Below are 17,122 nucleotides of genomic sequence, written 5' to 3' on the forward strand. Positions count from 1 at the left end.
ATTCAACCCAGGCCATCATTCGACAAATACTTGGCTACGCTTAAGAGAGCCCCGCCACACAGTCAGATTATTGACCCTTGTGCAGCCCTCACCTGACAGGAGCGGTCATGCGTATTCTCTGGACATTGCCCTATCTGCCCTGGCCCACTACCAGCGGCAGCAAGACCCGCCAGTACCACCTGCTGCGCGAACTGGCACATCACGGCCATCGCATCACCTTGCTGGTGCAGTCCAAGGTGCCACTGTCCGATCCTGCGCGACAGGCCCTCGAACCACTGCTCGAACGCTTGATCGTGTTGCCCCGGCGCCCCGTGCAGAGCCCGCTCAACCTGCTCGCCTCGCCCATCATCGACTACCCCATGCGCGCCATCATCAATGGCCTGGCGCCCTGCCTTCGGCACCGCTTCGAGCAATTGCTGGACGAGCCGTGGGATGTCATCCAGATCGAACACAGCTATGCCTTTCAGCCCTTCGAGAAGGCCCTGCAACGGCGCGGCTTGCCCTACCTGCTCAGCGAACACACCCTCGAGTCAGTGATGGGCGCAGCCTGCCACGATCGCCTGCCCTTGTGGTTACGCCCGCTCAACGCGTTCGATCGCTGGCGCTACCGGCGCTGGGAGCAGCGCGTGCTGCGCCAGCCCAACGAAGTCGTGGCGGTCAGCCCGCACGACGCCGAGCTGATCGGGCAGATCAGCGGGCGGGCGGTGAACGTGGTGGTCAACGGCGTCGATTGCGATCACTACCAGCATGTGCAACCGGCCCTGCACAGTCAGCGCCTGTTGTTCGTGGGCAATTTCGAATACGGCGCGAACCTGGAAGCCATCGAGTGGGCACTGGAAGACATCCTGCCCCAGGTCTGGCAGAGCAATCCTGCAGTGCGCCTGGCCATTGCCGGGCATGCCCTGCCCGCGCACTGGAAACTGCACTGGAACGACCCACGCATCGAATGGCTTGGCTACCGCCCCGACCTTCGCGAAGTGCAACGGCGTTCGGCACTGTTCTTCGCGCCGCTGCGCTATGCCGGAGGGTCGAAGGTGAAGATTCTCGAAGCGATGGCCGCCGGGCTGCCGGTGATCACCACCAGCAAAGGCGCTTCGGGCCTGGCGGTGAACAATGGCGAACACTACCTGGGCAGTGACGACGGCAGCCAGCTGGCGCTGCTGCTGACCCAATTGCTCAACCAGCCGTGGCGCATGACCCAACTGGGGGAAGCCGGGCGACAGTTCGCCCGGCAGCGCCATGACTGGAGCGTTGCCGCCCAGCAACTGGAGAACGTGCACATGCGCCTGACTCAACTGGCCCCGGCGCAGACCACGCCGCTCGGCGGGATGCTAGCCAAGTAGCTCGCTGAACGGGATGAATGCCACGCTATCGCCCGGGCTCACCGTACTGCCCTCGCGCACCTCGACCAGCCCGTCTGCCCAGGCTGCGCTGCGCAGTACGCCCGAGCTCTGGTTCGAGTAGATGCGTACCTGCCCACCCTCGATCCGCGCGCGCAGGTATTCGCGGCGATTGCCTGGCTTGGGCCAGTCGAAACCAGCCGGCACATCGAAGCGCAGCGGCGTGACCTGCTGGACACCCAGGCGACGCAGCAAGTAGGGACGTGTCAGCAAGGCGAAGGTGACCAAGGTGGACGCCGGGTTACCCGGCAGGCCGATCACCGGCACGCCGCGGAAGTGGCCGAAGGTCAGCGGCTTGCCCGGCTTGATCGCCAGCTTCCACAGTGCCAGCTCGCCAGCTTCGCGCAGAGCCATCCCCAGATAGTCGGCTTCCCCCACCGACACACCGCCAGTAGACAGGATCAGGTCGACATCGCCCAGGTTGGCCAGGCACTGGCGGGTCAACACCAGGTCATCGGCGAGGATGCCCGCATCGATGACTTCGCAGCCCATACGCTGCAGCCAACTGACCAGCAGTCGGCGGTTGCTGTTGTAGATCTGCCCGGGGCCCAGCGGCAACCCCGGCTCGACCAACTCGTCACCGGTCGACAACACCGCGACCCGCACCCGGCGCCGCACCTGAAGCTGGCCGTGGCCCAAGGTGGCGGCAAGGCCCAGTTCGATCGGGCCCAACAATGTGCCGGCAGCCATCACCTGCTCGCCAGCGCGGGTTTCCTGGCCCTTGGGGCGCACGTTCTGTTGCGGCGCCAGCGCCTCGAGAAAACGTACGCGGCCATCGTCCAGCACTTCGGCGTTTTCCTGCATTTCGACACAGTCGGCGCCTTCGGGCAGGGGGGCGCCGGTAAAGATGCGTGCACAGGTGCCTGGCTGCAACCGCTGCGGCGCATGCCCTGCGAAGATGCGCTGGCTGACCGCCAGGGGCTCGCCCTGCCAGTCAGCCAGGCGCAGGGCGTAGCCGTCCATGGCACTGTTGGGCCAAGGCGGCAGGTCGAGCGTGGCGAACAGATCGTTGGCCAGCACCCGCCCTTCGGCATCGGCCAGCGCGACCACCTCGACTTCGTCGATCGGCGCCGCCTCGGCCAGTGCCAACAGGCGCTCGAGGGCCTCTTCCACCGGCATCAACGGCCGGCTCGGCGCCGTCTCAGCCACGGCTGTCACAGGCCTGCGACTGCTTCAGGTGCGCGACGAAATTGCAGGGGCGATGGCGGGCATCGAGCTGCTCGGCGAGGATGCCGTCCCAGCCAGTGCGCACCGCATTGGTCGAGCCGGGCAGGCAGCACACCAGGGTGCCGTTGGCCAGGCCCGCAAGGGCACGCGACTGCACGGTAGAGGTGCCGATGTCCGGCACCGAGATCTGCCGGAACAGCTCGCCGAAGCCATCGACTTGCTTGTCCAACAGGCAAGCGACGGCCTCGGGGGTGCTGTCGCGGCCAGTGAAGCCAGTGCCGCCGGTGATCAGCACCACCTGTACCAGGTCGTCGGCGATCCAGGTGGCGACCTGGGCGCGGATCTTGTAGAGGTCATCCTTGAGCAGCACCCGTTCGGCCAGGCGGTGGCCTGCGGCGCTGAGGCGATCGACGAACATCTGCCCGGAAGTGTCGGTGTCGAAGGTACGGGTGTCGCTGACCGTCAGCACGGCAATGTTCAACGGCACGAAGGGGGTATCTGCCTTGGCTTTCATGGGGGTCCGTCGCAGGAGGAAAGAATGCGCCAGTTATATCACAAGGCAGCCTTGTTCTTGGTCAATGCCCACTGATTGCCGCTATGCTCGACTATGCGAGGAACTTTGCAAGGACGCCTCGCGTCATAACGTCATCAAGCACCATCGCACTGGAGAAACACGATGATCCAACGGACAATTCCCGCCTTCCTGCTCGCCCTGGGCCTGGCCACCCTCGCCGGTTGCGCTTCGCCAACCGTCATCACCTTGAACGACGGCCGCGAGATTCAGGCCGTGGACAAACCTTCCTACGACGAAGACTCCGGCTTCTACGAATTCGAACAACTCGATGGCAAGCGTACACGCATCAACAAGGATCAGATTCGCACCGTCAAGGAGCTCTGATCTGCACCTCGTTTTGAGCTAACGGCCTTTTAACAACAAGGGCTTGCGTTCAAAAATACGATGCAGTAGGATTTTCGAAATCGGAGTGTAGCGCAGCCAGGTAGCGCGTCTCGTTCGGGACGAGAAGGCCGCAGGTTCGAATCCTGTCTCTCCGACCAGATCCTTCGAAAAAGCCCGCCTCAGCGCGGGCTTTTTCGTGCCTGCCTGATCGCGATTCAGGCGCTGCCTGCAGCGAACTGCAGCGCCGCCAACCTGGCATAGAGCGGGTTCTCCTCGACCAGCTGGCGATGACTGCCGACAGCAACCACCTTGCCCTTGTCGATCACCGCAATGCGATCGGCATGCTGCACGGTCGCCAACCTGTGGGCGATCACCAAGGTGGTACGCCCGGCCATCAACTGCGGCAAGGCCTGCTGGATCAGGTGCTCGCTCTGCGCGTCGAGCGCGCTGGTGGCCTCGTCGAGCAACAGCACCGGTGCATCCACCAGCAGCGCCCGGGCAATCGCCAGGCGCTGGCGCTGCCCACCCGACAGACCGATGCCACCCTCGCCCAGCAGCGTCTGGTAGCCCTGGGTCAATTGCTGGATGAATTCGTGAGCATGGGCACTGCGCGCCGCGGCCTCGACCTGGGCGGCACTCGCCTGCGGCCTTCCGTAGCGGATATTCGCCTCGACCGTGCCGCGAAACAGCGCAGGGTTCTGCGCCACAAGGGCGAACTGGCGACGCAGGTCGTCGGGGTCGAGCGCTGCTATCGGCTGTCCGTCGAGCAGAATACTGCCCGCCTGCGGGTCGTGAAAACGCAGTAGCAGGTCGAACAGCGTCGACTTGCCCGCCCCAGACGGCCCCACCAACGCCACTGTCTGCCCAGGTGCGATGACCAGGCTCAGGCCATCGATGGCCGCCACCGACGGACGTGATGGATAGGCGAAGTGCACATCGCGCAACTCGATCTGCCCGTTGGCCCGCGCGCCCGGCAGTGTCGAAGGCTGCGACGGCGGTACGATCGCGCTGCTTGCCGCGAGCAATTCGGCAATACGCTCGGCGGCCCCGGCAGCCCGCTGCAACTCGCCAATCACTTCGCTCAAGGTGCCCACGGCACTGCCGACGATCAGGCTGTAGAACACGAACGCGGCCAGCTCGCCCCCGGAGATGCGCCCGGCAATCACATCCATGCCGCCCACCCAGAGCATCACTGCCACGGCGCCCAGGACCAGAACGATCACGACGGTGATCAACCAGGCCCGCTGGGCAATGCGCTGGCGCGCCACATCGAAAGCCGCCTCGACGGTGTCGGTGAACAACTGGCGATCGTGAGCCTGATGGTTGTAGGCCTGCACCGTCTTGATCTGCCCCAGTGTTTCGGCGACGTAGCTGCCGACGTCAGCGACCCTGTCCTGGCTCTGGCGTGACAGGCTGCGCACCCGCCGGCCGAACAGCAGGATCGGCGACAGCACCAGCGGCAAGGCCAGCACCACGATACTGGTCAACTTGGGATTGGTGACGAACAGCAACACCACCCCGCCCAGCACCATCAGCGCATTACGCAGGAACATCGACAGCGACGAGCCGATCACCGATTGCAGCAACGTCGTGTCGGCGGTCAGGCGCGACTGGATCTCCGAGCTGCGGTTATCCTCGAAAAACCCCGGATGCAGCCCGATCAAGTGATCGAACACGGCACGGCGAATGTCGGCGACGCAGCGCTCGCCAATCCACGACACCAGGTAGAAGCGGCTGAAGGTTCCAACCGCCAGGGCCAGCACCAGCACCATGAACAGCGCAATCGTCTGGTTGAGCTGGTGCGCAGAACCGGTCATGAACCCCTGGTCCACCAGCAGGCGAATGCCCTGGCCCATGGACAGGGTGATGGCTGCCGTGACGATCAGTGCAAGCAAGGCAAGCATGGCCTGCCGGCGGTAGGGACGCGCGAATTGCCAGGCCAGGCCCAAGGCGCGGCGCTGGCGGGAGGAAAGGGGATCGGACATGGCACGGACCGGTGAGCGGGAAACCTGCAGACTACCATTCATCTGCCTGGGTGGAACGCCTGCAGCTGCCGAGGGGTCGCAGTTCGGTAGGGCCAGTGGCTATAGCTTATCGGTCTAACCTGTCACTGGAGCTTTACCGCACTTTCTGTTGCACTGTGCCTGTCGTGATGCCGAAGGAGCTGTCACAGGTCAGTCACGGCGAGTGGTTACCCTGAGCTTGCAACCTGATGAGGAGACAGGAAATGAGCTTGCAACATAGCAGCGACACCGTAAAAAGCGCCCAGCCCCCGAAGCCCCAGGTGTGTGGCTCGATCATCGATGCCCAGGGCCGTGAGGTCCCGATCACCGAGCAGATGATCCAGAAGGCCTGCAAGGAGCTCGAGGAGAGCCGGGTGGAGAAAGTCCGCAAGGCTTGAAAGCCAATGAATCCCTTACAACCCGGCGCTTGCGCCGGGTTTTTCGTTGCTGCGCCTTGGGCCGCCTCGCAGAACCAGAACAATCATTTATTTTTTTGTACACGAACTATGCACTAAAGATTTTCCCGTGACGCGCCGAAACAGGATAAATAGCAGATAGCCACTACGCATGCGAAATGGCCCTCCTGCTTTTCACTCCCACGAATGGTTCGTCCCGATGAAGATAAAAAACAAGCTGGTGCTTGCGTTCGTATTGGTGGCTTTCATCCCGGTAGCCCTGGTCGGCGTGATTTCTGTGGTTAACATCCGCGCCGAGGCGGTGGATCAGTTCCTCGACGGCAGCACCCGTGAAATTCGCCAGATCGACGGCAACATGCGTCAGTTCTTCGATGGCACGCTACAAAACGTAGAACAAATGGCGACAGATCCTGTATACACATCAGTGAGTACACTCAAGGATTACACCTCCGCCGACGCTGCCAGCCACCCCCTGCCTGCAGCCACCCAGCAGGTCATCGACGCCTTTGCCCGCTATGGCGCTACCCATCCGGCGGCAGCCATCATCTCCATCGGCCTTGAGGACGGCACCTACGCCAAGTGGCCGGATGACCCGAAGCTGGCCAGCTACGATCCACGCGCGCGTCCTTGGTACAAGGCCGCCATGGCTACTCCGGGCAAGACCGTGCGCACCGCCGCCTACTACTACGACAAGGACGACGTCGCCCTGGTCGGCACCGCGCGCACGCTCAACGATGCCAGCGGCAAGCCCAAGGGCGTGTTCGTGGTCAGCGTGTCGCTGAAGAACCTCACCGAACTGGTCAAGAGCATCAAGCTGGGCAAGAGCGGATATGTGATGCTGATCGAGAACGGCACCGTGCTGGTTGATCCACGCGATGCCAGCCATGGCTTCAAGCAACTGAAGGACCTTGGCGAGCCGTATGCACAACTGGCAGCCACCGAACAAGGATCCACCGAGGTGGTGATCGAGGGGGTGCGCTACATGGCCAATGTCTGGACCTCGCCAGGCCTGGGCTGGCGCTTCGTCGGCCTGATCGAGTACAGCGAAGTGATGGGCGCCGCCACCCACATGACCTACCTCACCGCCATCATCGTACTGGTGCTGGCACTGGTCTTCGCCCTGGTTGCAGCCGCGTTCTCGCGGGTCATCGTCAAGCCCATCGGCCAAGTCAGCACCGGCTTGCAGCAGATCGCCCAGGGCGAAGGCGACCTGCGCCAGGACCTGGTGATCCAGGGCAAGGATGAAACCGCCGAGCTGGCCGGCTGGTTCAACAAGTTCCTCGCGGCGATCCGCCAACTCATCCAGCGCATCGGCGCCGCTTCGGGCAACCTGCACGAAGCATCGCGGGCCAACAGCGAACTGGCCGGTAACATGAACGAAGCCGCAGGGCGCCAGCGTGAAGCCGTGGAACTGGTGTCCACTGCCTTCAACGAGATGGTCGCCACCGCCAACGAAGTCGCACGCTCCTGCAGCAGCGCGGCCGACGCCGCAGAAAACGGCCATCACCGCGTCGCCGAGGGCAAGCAGCAGATCGAGCTGACCACCGACAACGTCAATCGCCTGGGTAGCCGCCTGAGCGAGTCGTCGCAGGCGATGGTCGAGCTCGAGGAAGGCAGCCGCAACATCAACCAGATCCTCGGCACCATCCGCGCCATCGCCGAGCAGACCAACCTGCTGGCACTGAACGCAGCGATCGAGGCCGCCCGCGCGGGCGATCAAGGCCGCGGTTTCGCCGTGGTCGCCGACGAAGTACGGGCCCTGGCCAAGCGTACCGCCGACTCCACCGGCGAGATCGACCAACTGCTCAACACCCTGGGCAACAAGACCCAGGAAGTGTCGCAGAAGATGGAAAGCTGCCTGGACCTGTCGCGAGCCAGCGTGTCTTCGATCGCACGCGCGCGGGACAGCTTCGAGGGCATCCAGCTGTCGGTGAACGAGATCCGCGATCAGAACCTGCAGATCTCGGCAGCCGCCGAAGAGCAGCACAGCGTGGCCGAGGAGATCAACCGGCACATCCAGCAGATCTACGACGAGGCAAGGCTGGTGGAAGGCCTGGCCAGCTCGGCGCAATCGGATTCGGGGAGGTTGTCGCAGTTGTCGGAAGAGCTGAACGGGCTGGTCGGACGCTTCAAGTCCTGACCGTCCTTGTGGGGCGGCGGCCAGGCAGCGCGGTGTCTTTTTCGCGGGTCAACCCGCTCCTGCACACTCAGCAACCGACCGCACGCTCCTCGGCACACAGGGGCGTGGTCTGGGCGTAGAAGACGCTGGTCAAGGCCCCGACCACGCCCATGATCAGGCAGAACCCCACGCACACCCAGGGGCTCCACGGCATCAGGGCAATCAGCGCCAGGGGCGTTGTACTGGCCCACAGCGCATAGGCCAGGTTGTAAGTGAAGGAGATGCCTGACACGCGGATCTGTGCCGGGAACAGCCCGACCATCACCGAAGGCACCACCCCCACCACGCCACAGGACAACCCGGCCAGCGCATAGGCCGCCCAGGTCAAGCCCCACTGCCCCACCAGGCTGGCGTACAACACGCCGATCCCCAGCGGCAGCAACAGGCTGTAGATCATCACCGCACGCCAGGCACCGATGCGATCGACCAGAAGCCCCGCCAGTACACAGCCGATATTGAGAAAGACGATGCCTACGCTGCTGAGCGCAAAGGTATGCCCGGCATCGATCCCGAAACGCTGCTGCATGACCGTCGGGGTGATCACCACCAGCACCACCACCGCAGAGGTCAGCACGCACGTCAACAGCGCAGCCGGGATCAGCGAAGCGCGGTGGCCAGTGAGAACAGTGCGCAGCGGAAATGCCACGGGCGGCGTCTGGCGCTCACGCAGGGCAAGAAACACCGGCGTCTCGCTCAGCCAACGGCGCAGCCAGACACCGAACACGCCGAACACCCCACCCAGCAGGAAGGGATAACGCCAGGCGAAGTCGAGAATTTCCTGCGGGGTGTAGAGCCGCGCCAGCAAGGTGGCGACCAGCGCTCCAAGCAGGTAACCGAAGGTCAGCCCCGCCTGCAGGAAGCCCAGGGCGTAGCCGCGACGCCCCGGAGGCGCGTGCTCGGCAACGAAGGTCCAGGCGCTGGGCACCTCACCGCCGACCGCGGCGCCCTGCAGGATGCGCAGGGCCAGCAGCAGCAGAGGCGCGGCGTAGCCGATGTCGGCGTAGGTCGGCATCACCCCGATCAACAGGCACGGCAGGGCCATCATCAGGATGCTCAAGCTGAATACGCGCTTGCGCCCGAGATGGTCGGCGAAGTGCGCCATGAGGATGCCGCCCAGAGGGCGTGCCAGGTAACCGGTGACGAAGATCCCGAAGCTCTGCAGCAGGCGCAGCCATTCCGGCATCTGTGGCGGGAAGAACAGCTGGCTTAGGGTCAGGGCGAAGAACACGAAGATGATGAAATCGTAGATCTCCAGCGCGCCGCCAAGGGCCGCAAGGCCCAGGGTACGGTGATCGCCGCGGCTGAAACGAGGCGCGCGGGCGGTATCGATGGCAGTCATTTCTGGGTTCCGCAGATCGGCAAAGGGCAAGAGGATAGCAAATGCCGATGCGTCTCAGCTGGAACGGCTGAAAGCGTTGTGCGAGAAGTTCATCCGCCGCCAGGAATAGCCCGCGCCGCCGGCAAGCCCGGACGGCAGTGCAACCTGCCCCAGCACCTGCGGGGTGTCGATGATCGCCATGAACGATTCCAGTGCCTCGCTATCGGGCACCTTGGGCAGGCTGACACTGACCGCCCGGCGTTCGCTCTGCGCGATGCTCGGCACTTTCAGATGCTGGGAGTGGTACAGCAGCACATGCTGGATCTGCGGGCTGACGCGGCAGAAACGGGCCAGGTCGACGCCTGCATGGCTGCCCAGCTCGATGTTGCCCACCAATAGCTGGAACGGGTGCAATGCACTCTGCACCAGGCGCTGCAGGTCTTCGAAGCTTTCCACCGGGGCGATCCGGTAGTAGCCCAGGCCATTGAGCATGCGCTCCAGTTGCAAGCGCTGGCCGGGATGCTCGTCGGCGATGAGGATGCGCATGGACTTGTTCGGCATGGTCCGGACCCTGGCGACAAGGTGGTCAGAGACACTGCCAGGCCTTGCTGCGCCTGTGCGGGCAATGACGGGTCTCTCTCTAGATAGTTGTCGGGAACCGACGATAAATCAAGGCGCTGCACAGGGATTTTTCACCCCTGTTCCACGGGCTTTTCACTGCTCCCACTGACGCATGCGCAAGCGACAGTGCTTCATGGCATTGACGATGTGCTTTTCCACCACGCTCTGCGAAACCCCGAGGCGCTCGGCGATCTGCGGATGCGACAGGCCCTCGAGCTTGCGCAGCAGGAAACTCTCGCGACACGGTGCGCTCAACTCGTCCAGTGCACGCTGAACCAGCTCCAGGCGCTCATTGAGGTGCAGCAGATGGGGCGGTGCCGGGCTATGCCAGCGCTCGTCGTTGTCCAGCACATCCAGCGGCTCGGACTGGCGCACCGTCTGACGCCGGTGCCGGTCGATCACCAGGTTCAGCGCCGTGCGGTAGAGGAAGGAACGGGGTCGCTCGATCGGCGGGTGACCGCCGCGCTCGAGCAGGCGCAGGCAGGCGTCATGGGCGACATCCTCTGCCGCGTGCCGGCTGCCCAGACGCGAGGAGAGGAAACTCACCAGTTCGCGATAGTAATGTTCCACCACGGCCCTTGCCTCTCCCGTTGGGCAACGTCAATGCGATTGAAAATACGCATCAGTGATATCAGCGTGTCATCTTACAAATTACAACCATTCTCAGCAACACACCCCTCGCCTGCGGCTAAATCCATTTCCCCAGCGTTCGTCTAACTGTGACCTCCGTGCGTGCCCTGAAAGGCGCGACACGCTCCTCATCCCTGGCTGGAAGTCTGCATGAGACGTACATCCACACTCCGTCGCCGCCTCGTTCTCGGCGGCCTGGGCCTGATCGCGCTGGGCAGCCTGCTGGCCTGGAAAGCCCTGCCCTTGGGCACTCTGCCGGTCAGCACCGTACAGGTCACCCGCGGCGACATCGAAAGCAGCGTCACCGCCCTTGGCACTCTGCAACCCCGTCGCTACGTGGATGTCGGCGCCCAGGCGTCCGGGCAGATCCGCAAACTGCACGTGGAAGTTGGCGATGAAGTGCGCAAGGGCCAACTGCTGGTGGAGATCGACCCCTCCACTCAACAGGCACGCCTGGACGCCGGGCGCTACTCGATCGAGAACCTCAAGGCCCAGCTTGCCGAACAGCGCGCCCAATACCTGCTCGCCCAGCAGCAGTTTCAGCGCCAGCACGAGCTGGCCAGTGCCGGCGCCACGCGTCAGGAGGATGTCCAGCAGGCCCAGGCGCAGCTCAAGGTGACCCAGGCACGCATCGACATGTACCAGGCGCAGATCCGCCAGGCCCAGGCCAGCCTGCGCAGCGACGAGGCTGAACTGGGCTACACACGGATCTACGCACCGATGGACGGCACCGTGGTGGCGGTGGACGCACGCGAGGGCCAGACCCTCAACGCCCAGCAGCAGACCCCGCTGATCCTGCGCATTGCCCGGCTGTCGCCGATGACCGTCTGGGCCCAGGTTTCGGAGGCCGACATCGGCCAGGTCAAGCCTGGCATGACGGCCTACTTCACGACACTGGCCGGTGGCAAGCGCCGCTGGACCAGCACCGTGCGCCAGATCCTGCCGATCCCGCCCAAGCCGCTCGACCAGACCAGCCAGGGCGGCGGCAGCCCGGCCAGCGCCAGCAGTGGCACCACCGGCAGCAAGGTGGTGCAGTACACCGTACTGCTGGACGTGGACAACCCTGACGGCGCCCTGATGGCCGAGATGACCACCCAGGTGTTCTTCGTCGCAGGCCAGGCCAGCCAGGTGCTCACCGCACCGTTGGCGGCGCTGGACGACGCGCCCACCGAAGGCATGCGCCTGGCACAGGTCCTGACCCGTAACGGCAAGGTCGTACAGCGCCAGGTACGCACCGGCTTGAGCGATCGCCTGCGGGTGCAGATCCTCGACGGCCTCAGTGAAGGCGAGCAACTGGTCATCGGCGCACCACGCGCCAGCGGAGGCTGAATGAACGCACCGCTGATCGAGCTCGATGACATCCACAAGGTCTACGGCGGCATCGACTCGCCCGAGGTCCAGGTGCTGCGTGGCATCAGCCTGAGCATCCAGCCGGGCGAGTTCGTCGCCATCGTGGGTGCCTCCGGCTCCGGCAAATCCACCCTGATGAACATCCTGGGCTGCCTCGACCGCCCCTCCCGTGGCAGCTATCGCTTCGCTGGCCGTGACGTCGCCGAACTCGACAGCGACGAACTGGCCTGGCTGCGCCGCGAGGCCTTCGGCTTCGTGTTCCAGGGCTATCACCTGATACCCTCAGGCTCGGCCCAGGAGAACGTCGAGATGCCGGCGATCTACGCCGGTACACCTGCAACCGAACGCCATGCCCGCGCCGCCGCGCTGCTCGAACGCCTGGGCCTGGCCAGCCGCACCGGCAACCGCCCCCACCAGCTGTCCGGAGGCCAGCAGCAACGGGTGTCGATCGCCCGCGCCCTGATGAATGGCGGCCACATCATTCTCGCCGACGAGCCCACCGGCGCCCTCGACAGCCACAGCGGCGCCGAGGTCATGAGCCTGCTGGACGAACTGGCCAGCCAAGGTCATGTGATCATCCTCATCACCCACGACCGTGAGGTGGCGGCGCGGGCGCGGCGGATCATCGAGATCCGCGACGGCGCGATCATCAGCGACTCGGCCGCCGAACGCCCGCCCGCTGCGCCCACACCTGGCTTGCAGGCCGATGATCTGCGCCAGCGCCTGGACCGCGGCGCCAGCCTGCGCGGCGCCTGGAAAGGCGAGCTGGTCGAATCGCTGCAGGCGGCCTGGCGGGTCATGTGGATCAACCGCTTCCGCACCGCCCTGACCCTGCTCGGCATCGTCATCGGCGTGGCCTCGGTGGTGGTGATGCTCGCCGTCGGCGAAGGCAGCAAGCGCCAGGTGATGGCGCAGATGGCCGCCTTCGGCTCCAACATCCTCTATCTGAGCGGCAAGCACGCCACCTCCCGCGAAGCGGCGGGCCTTGTTTCCCTCGACGACGTCGCCGCCATCGCCGGCCTGCCCCAGGTGCAGCGCATCATGCCGGTGATCGGCGGCGAGCTGATGGTTCGCCACGGCAACAACAACCAGTCGTTCTACGTGGGGGGCAACAACACCGAATTCCCGCACATCCTCAACTGGCCGGTGGTCGAAGGCAGCCTGTTCACCGACGCCGACGAGCGCAGCGGTGCCGCCGTGGCGGTGATTGGCCAGAAGGTCAAGGAAAAGCTCCTGCCTCCCGGCAGCAACCCGCTGGGCCAGTACCTGCTGATCGAGAACGTGCCCTTCCAGATCGTCGGCGTGCTCGCCGCCAAAGGCGCAAGCTCCGGCAACCAGGACAGCGACGAGCGCATCGTGGTGCCCTACTCGGCAGCCTCCATGCGCCTGTTCGGCAAGCACGATCCCGAATACGTGATCATCACCGCCGCCGACTCAAGCCGAGTGTCGGAGACCGAAGCGGCCATCGCCCACCTGATGCGCAAGCGTCACCAGGGCAAGCAGGATTTCGACCTGACCAACGACGCAGCGCTGATCCAGGCCGAGGCGCGCACGCAGAACAGCCTGTCGCTGATGCTCGGCGCGATTGCCGCCATCTCGCTGCTGGTCGGCGGTATCGGGGTGATGAACATCATGCTCATGACCGTGCGTGAACGTACTCGCGAGATCGGTATCCGCATGGCCACCGGTGCTCGTCAGCGCGACATCCTGCGCCAGTTCCTCACCGAGGCGGTGATGCTGTCGATGGTCGGCGGCGTGACCGGTATCGCCCTGGCCCTGACCATCGGAGGCGCCCTGCTGCTGGCCGATATCGCCGTGGCCTTCGCCTTGCCTGCCATCCTCGGCGCCTTTGCCTGCGCCGTGATCACCGGTGTCGTGTTCGGCTTCATGCCGGCGCGCAAAGCCGCCCGACTCGACCCGGTCAAAGCCCTTACCAGCGTGTAGCCCATGACATTGCCAAGCCGCATCAGCCTGCTGACCCTGAGCCTCTGCCTCGCCGCCTGCAACAGCACACCAGCGCCGCAGGCCGACATCACGCCACCGCCCACCTGGCAAGGCGCCACCGACTCCCACCAGGCGCTGCCGGACAGCACCTGGTGGCAGGCGTTCTCCAGCCGCGAACTGGATCGCCTGATCGAACGCGCCCGCAGCAACAGCCACGACCTGGCGGCCGCTGCAGCACGGGTGCGCCAGGCCCAGGCCCGCGCCGTGATCGCCGGAGCGCCATTGTTGCCCGAACTGCAGTTCGGGGTGGACGGCAGCCGCCAACGCCTGCTGCGCGGCGACGGTAACGACCAGCTCGACGCCACCAGCAGCGAGCGCACCAGCACCGCCTTCGCCACGCGCCTGAGCGCCAGCTACGAAATCGATTTCTGGGGCGGCCGGCGCGCTGCCCGTGACAGTGCATTGCGCAAACTCGACGCCAGCCGCTTCGACCGCCAGACGGTCGAGCTCACGCTGTTCAGCGCCGTTGCCGACAGCTATCTGCAAGGGCTGACACTGGAGGAACAACTGCGTATCGCCCGGCTCAACCGCGATAACGCGCACAATGTTCTGCGCCTGGTCGAAGCCCGCGAACGCTCGGGCTCGGCGACCCGCCTGGAGCTGGCCCAGCAACGCAGCCTGGTCGCCGCCCAGGAGCGCCAGGTGCCGTTGCTGGAGCAACAGTGGCAGGACAATCGCGTCACCCTTGCCACCCTGCTCGGTGATCCGGTGCAGAGCCTGAATACCGGCCAGGAGTCGATCAGCGCCTTGAACTGGCCAGGCATCGGCAGCGGCGTTCCCAGTGCACTGCTCAGTCGCCGCCCGGACATCGCCGCCGCCGAGGCACGCCTGGCGGCAGCCAGCGCCGACGTGCAGGTAGCCAGGGCCGCCATGCTGCCACGAGTGGTGCTCGGTGCCGACCTGGGCAGTGGCGCCAGGACCTTCGCCAACGTGCTCGACAGCCCCTTCTACACCCTCACCACCGCCCTCACCGCCCCCATCTTCGACCGCGGCCGACGCAGCGCCGAGCGTGACCAGGCCAAGGCGCGCCAGGAAGAGTTGCTGGAGGATTACCGCGCGCAGATCATCGCGGGCTTCGCCGACGTGGAAAAGGCGCTCAATGCGATCAATGGCGTCGACCGGCAACGCCAGTGGCAGGATCAGGAAGTGGAACAGGCGCGCATCGCCTTCAGCCTGGCCGAACAGCGCTATGCATCAGGGGCAGAGACGCTGCTGACGGTACTGGAAACGCAGCGCACCCTGTACCTGGCCGAAGACCAGCAGGCGCAGTTGCGCCTGGCCAGGTTGCAGGGGAGCGTGGCGCTGTACAAGGCGCTGGGCGGGGGATGGAGGCTCTGAGGGGAGTCCGTCAGCGCGGGGGGTCTTCTTCGCGGGCAAGTCGCAGCGAACCGCCGCTGCGACTTGCCCGCGAAAAGCACGACTCGGCGTTAATCACGAAAGAATGTTCTTCATCGACAGGTTACGCGCGTACCAAGGCCGACGCGGCACCCGCCGCAGCAGGTCGGCGATGCCGTCCTCTTCGCCGAAGGTGATACGCAGCGCAAGCTTCATCACCTCCACATCCATCTCCACTGTCTTGCCCGGACGAATACCCGGTGTGGTACTGCACCCATGAGTGTCCGGCCCCAGCCAGGGGTCGCCGACTTCCACCCAAGGCCCCGGCGCGAACCACTTCACGCCATTGACCTCCAGGCGCCGCACCTGGCCGGGGTGATAGCGTTCATGGGCGCGATACCAGTCTTCGATCCGGTCGTCGATCCAACCATGGAACCCCCAGAACACCGGGTGTACATGGGAAGAAAACGGATCGCCCAGGAAGTCGTTCTCACGGCCGAACCAGCGCCCGGCGAAATCCGACGGGTCGCGCGCAAAGGGCACCGGCGCACTGTTGGACGGGTCCCGGGGCACCGAGGCCCAGCACATGTGCAGCCAGTCGTGCAGGTTCATCTCCACTTCCGAACCAAAGGTGCCCAGGCTCAGCTTCGACAGGTACTGCGGATCCTGGTATTGCGACTCCCAGACCTGGAAGTTGCTGCAGAACGTCTCCCCGGCCTTGATCGCCGACACCCACTGGCCATACTCGTCGTCGCCCGGCGCTTGCCAGGGCGGCGGCACGCAGCAGCCGTCGTGGTTGTCGTAATAGCGGGCAAAACCCTGCCGGTCGAACTCGACATTGGGCTGTGGCAGCGGAAAGCGCTGCCAGGAGGGCAGGTCCTGCAGGGCGCGTGCGGTATCGAGCATGTGCCGGTGCATGAACAGAAAATCCACACCTGAGCCATTGCGGTGCTTGCGCGGCCCACGGGCGTCGCGCTCGTGGTCGCGCGGCCCTGGCTGCCAGCCCAGGCCGCGCAACGCATTACGCTTGTCTTCGGGAATCTTGTGCCACTGATCGCGGGTCGCATGCCAGAGCTGGTGGAACAAACGATGCTCGGGGCTGATGACCCAGGCCTGCATGGCCGGGGTATAGGGCAGGCGCTCACGCGCCTCTGGGAACAGGCGCTTGACGGCAACGAAGCGGCTGTCCGCCACCGGCAAGGTAAGGGGCCGATCAAGGCGCTGCAAGCGGCCGCTGAGGGTGCCGCTGCCGGCGTTGGCGAACTCGCCCCACACCTCGTCGAGGCTGGCCACGCACTCATAGCTCGGCCCACCGTCCTGACTGAGCAGGCGCCAGCGCACCTGGGCAGACGAGGCTCCGACCAGATCGCCCAGCACCCGGTAGGCGGCCGGACCATCAGCTCGCAGGCGCTCGCCGGTATCAACGAAACCACGCAGCCCACGGCCTTTGGTGGCGACGTCGAAGAACACCTCGACGCCCTCGCGCGGCAAGCCCTCGAGGCCGCCATCGGCGCCATCGAAACGGATATCCCAGACACCCCGCAAGTGATCGGCCAGCAGTTGCCCGGCAAGGTCGGCAAGCTCGACGCTGGCCTCACCCGGGGTGACGATGTCGTCTTCAGGGTCGTGGGTCAGCTCCTTGTGCGCATAGTAGGCGGCGGTACCCGCGGCCCCCGCCACTGCCAGGCTTGCGATGAATCCTCGTCGGGAAATGGTCATTGCGCCTCTATCCGTTCCAGCCATGCTGCGGCTTCTATCCAAGCTAGAACGTACGCTGGCGGGCAAAATTTACCGGGGCTAA

Annotated in this window: 14 protein-coding genes and 1 tRNA gene; 8 read left to right on the top strand and 7 right to left on the bottom strand. The window is 65.0% G+C overall.

All coding sequences use genetic code 11. The annotated features are described in order from the left end of the window. The first annotated feature begins 107 nt into the window (after nt 1-107). Nucleotides 108-1,343 (top strand): glycosyltransferase family 4 protein, encoded by a 1,236-nt coding sequence (locus HU748_RS06180; RefSeq protein WP_186719703.1) that lies wholly within the window; start codon nt 108-110, stop codon nt 1,341-1,343. On the opposite strand, the gene glp is transcribed toward HU748_RS06180, so the two are convergent. Next, nucleotides 1,332-2,558 (bottom strand): gephyrin-like molybdotransferase Glp, encoded by a 1,227-nt coding sequence (glp, locus tag HU748_RS06185; RefSeq protein ID WP_186719704.1) that lies wholly within the window; start codon nt 2,556-2,558, stop codon nt 1,332-1,334. The two genes, HU748_RS06180 and glp, sit on opposite strands and share 12 nt — an antisense overlap. Beyond that, a complete protein-coding gene (moaB, locus tag HU748_RS06190) occupies nt 2,542-3,081 on the bottom strand; it encodes a molybdenum cofactor biosynthesis protein B (protein WP_186669628.1) in 540 nt (179 codons plus the stop codon). Before moaB ends, glp begins: the two co-directional genes overlap by 17 nt. 162 nt (nt 3,082-3,243) lie before the next feature. Here moaB and HU748_RS06195 point away from each other — a divergent pair, with 162 nt between their 5' ends. Both HU748_RS06195 and HU748_RS06200 read left to right on the top strand, forming a co-directional pair. Beyond that, nucleotides 3,244-3,465 carry a YgdI/YgdR family lipoprotein gene (locus HU748_RS06195; protein ID WP_186669630.1) on the top strand — a complete coding sequence of 74 codons (222 nt, stop codon included), beginning with the start codon at nt 3,244-3,246 and terminating at the stop codon, nt 3,463-3,465. 81 nt (nt 3,466-3,546) lie between these two features. Next, nucleotides 3,547-3,623: transfer RNA gene (locus HU748_RS06200), tRNA-Pro, on the top strand. Nucleotides 3,624-3,680: 57 nt separating this feature from the next. Here HU748_RS06200 and HU748_RS06205 read toward each other — a convergent pair. Further along, the gene (locus HU748_RS06205; protein ID WP_186719707.1) at nt 3,681-5,450 is read right to left on the bottom strand and encodes an ABC transporter transmembrane domain-containing protein; all 1,770 of its coding nucleotides are present in this window, start codon (nt 5,448-5,450) and stop codon (nt 3,681-3,683) included. A 242-nt stretch (nt 5,451-5,692) separates the two neighbouring features. On the opposite strand from HU748_RS06205, the gene HU748_RS06210 reads away from it, so the two are divergent. Next, nucleotides 5,693-5,866 carry a PA1571 family protein gene (locus HU748_RS06210; RefSeq protein ID WP_186669632.1) on the top strand — a complete coding sequence of 58 codons (174 nt, stop codon included), beginning with the start codon at nt 5,693-5,695 and terminating at the stop codon, nt 5,864-5,866. Between the two features lie 217 nt (nt 5,867-6,083). After that, the gene (locus HU748_RS06215; RefSeq protein WP_186719708.1) at nt 6,084-8,024 is read left to right on the top strand and encodes a methyl-accepting chemotaxis protein; all 1,941 of its coding nucleotides are present in this window, start codon (nt 6,084-6,086) and stop codon (nt 8,022-8,024) included. Nucleotides 8,025-8,091: 67 nt separating this feature from the next. Here the strand turns inward: HU748_RS06215 and HU748_RS06220 are convergent, their stop codons facing one another. The 3 genes from HU748_RS06220 to HU748_RS06230 all read right to left on the bottom strand — a co-directional run bounded on the left by HU748_RS06220 (nt 8,092) and on the right by HU748_RS06230 (nt 10,572). Then, the gene (locus HU748_RS06220; RefSeq protein ID WP_186669634.1) at nt 8,092-9,402 is read right to left on the bottom strand and encodes an MFS transporter; all 1,311 of its coding nucleotides are present in this window, start codon (nt 9,400-9,402) and stop codon (nt 8,092-8,094) included. Between the two features lie 54 nt (nt 9,403-9,456). After that, complete coding sequence (locus tag HU748_RS06225) at nt 9,457-9,942, bottom strand: histidine kinase (RefSeq protein WP_186669635.1); 486 nt, start codon at nt 9,940-9,942, stop codon at nt 9,457-9,459. Between the two features lie 153 nt (nt 9,943-10,095). Beyond that, a complete protein-coding gene (locus HU748_RS06230; protein ID WP_186719818.1) occupies nt 10,096-10,572 on the bottom strand; it encodes a sigma-70 family RNA polymerase sigma factor in 477 nt (158 codons plus the stop codon). A 210-nt stretch (nt 10,573-10,782) separates the two neighbouring features. Here HU748_RS06230 and HU748_RS06235 point away from each other — a divergent pair, with 210 nt between their 5' ends. From HU748_RS06235 to HU748_RS06245, 3 genes are read left to right on the top strand one after another with little or no spacing between them, the layout of a single operon-like run. Continuing rightward, nucleotides 10,783-11,961, top strand: coding sequence for an efflux RND transporter periplasmic adaptor subunit (locus HU748_RS06235; RefSeq protein ID WP_186669636.1), 1,179 nt, complete (start codon nt 10,783-10,785; stop codon nt 11,959-11,961). Next, nucleotides 11,962-13,926 carry a MacB family efflux pump subunit gene (locus tag HU748_RS06240; RefSeq protein WP_186719709.1) on the top strand — a complete coding sequence of 655 codons (1,965 nt, stop codon included), beginning with the start codon at nt 11,962-11,964 and terminating at the stop codon, nt 13,924-13,926. Between the two features lie 3 nt (nt 13,927-13,929). Continuing rightward, nucleotides 13,930-15,324 (top strand): efflux transporter outer membrane subunit, encoded by a 1,395-nt coding sequence (locus HU748_RS06245; RefSeq protein WP_186719711.1) that lies wholly within the window; start codon nt 13,930-13,932, stop codon nt 15,322-15,324. A 93-nt stretch (nt 15,325-15,417) separates the two neighbouring features. On the opposite strand, the gene HU748_RS06250 is transcribed toward HU748_RS06245, so the two are convergent. After that, complete coding sequence (locus HU748_RS06250; RefSeq protein ID WP_186719713.1) at nt 15,418-17,040, bottom strand: PvdJ/PvdD/PvdP-like protein; 1,623 nt, start codon at nt 17,038-17,040, stop codon at nt 15,418-15,420. Nucleotides 17,041-17,122: the final 82 nt, after the last annotated feature.

Source organism: Pseudomonas sp. RW3S2, from assembly GCF_014268955.1.
Classification (GTDB): Bacteria; Pseudomonadota; Gammaproteobacteria; order Pseudomonadales; family Pseudomonadaceae; genus Aquipseudomonas; species Aquipseudomonas wayambapalatensis.

Bases quoted from the DNA above. Each gene is read 5' to 3' on its own strand.
- HU748_RS06240 (WP_186719709.1), top strand. From the start codon at position 11,962: ATGAACGCACCGCTGATCGAGCTCGATGACATCCACAAGGTCTACGGC.
- HU748_RS06215 (WP_186719708.1), top strand. From the start codon at position 6,084: ATGAAGATAAAAAACAAGCTGGTGCTTGCGTTCGTATTGGTGGCTTTC.
- HU748_RS06225 (WP_186669635.1), bottom strand. From the start codon at position 9,942: ATGCCGAACAAGTCCATGCGCATCCTCATCGCCGACGAGCATCCCGGC.
- HU748_RS06195 (WP_186669630.1), top strand. From the start codon at position 3,244: ATGATCCAACGGACAATTCCCGCCTTCCTGCTCGCCCTGGGCCTGGCC.
- HU748_RS06180 (WP_186719703.1), top strand. From the start codon at position 108: ATGCGTATTCTCTGGACATTGCCCTATCTGCCCTGGCCCACTACCAGC.
- HU748_RS06205 (WP_186719707.1), bottom strand. From the start codon at position 5,450: ATGTCCGATCCCCTTTCCTCCCGCCAGCGCCGCGCCTTGGGCCTGGCC.
- HU748_RS06250 (WP_186719713.1), bottom strand. From the start codon at position 17,040: ATGACCATTTCCCGACGAGGATTCATCGCAAGCCTGGCAGTGGCGGGG.
- HU748_RS06220 (WP_186669634.1), bottom strand. From the start codon at position 9,402: ATGACTGCCATCGATACCGCCCGCGCGCCTCGTTTCAGCCGCGGCGAT.
- moaB (WP_186669628.1), bottom strand. From the start codon at position 3,081: ATGAAAGCCAAGGCAGATACCCCCTTCGTGCCGTTGAACATTGCCGTG.
- HU748_RS06235 (WP_186669636.1), top strand. From the start codon at position 10,783: ATGAGACGTACATCCACACTCCGTCGCCGCCTCGTTCTCGGCGGCCTG.
- HU748_RS06245 (WP_186719711.1), top strand. From the start codon at position 13,930: ATGACATTGCCAAGCCGCATCAGCCTGCTGACCCTGAGCCTCTGCCTC.
- HU748_RS06210 (WP_186669632.1), top strand. From the start codon at position 5,693: ATGAGCTTGCAACATAGCAGCGACACCGTAAAAAGCGCCCAGCCCCCG.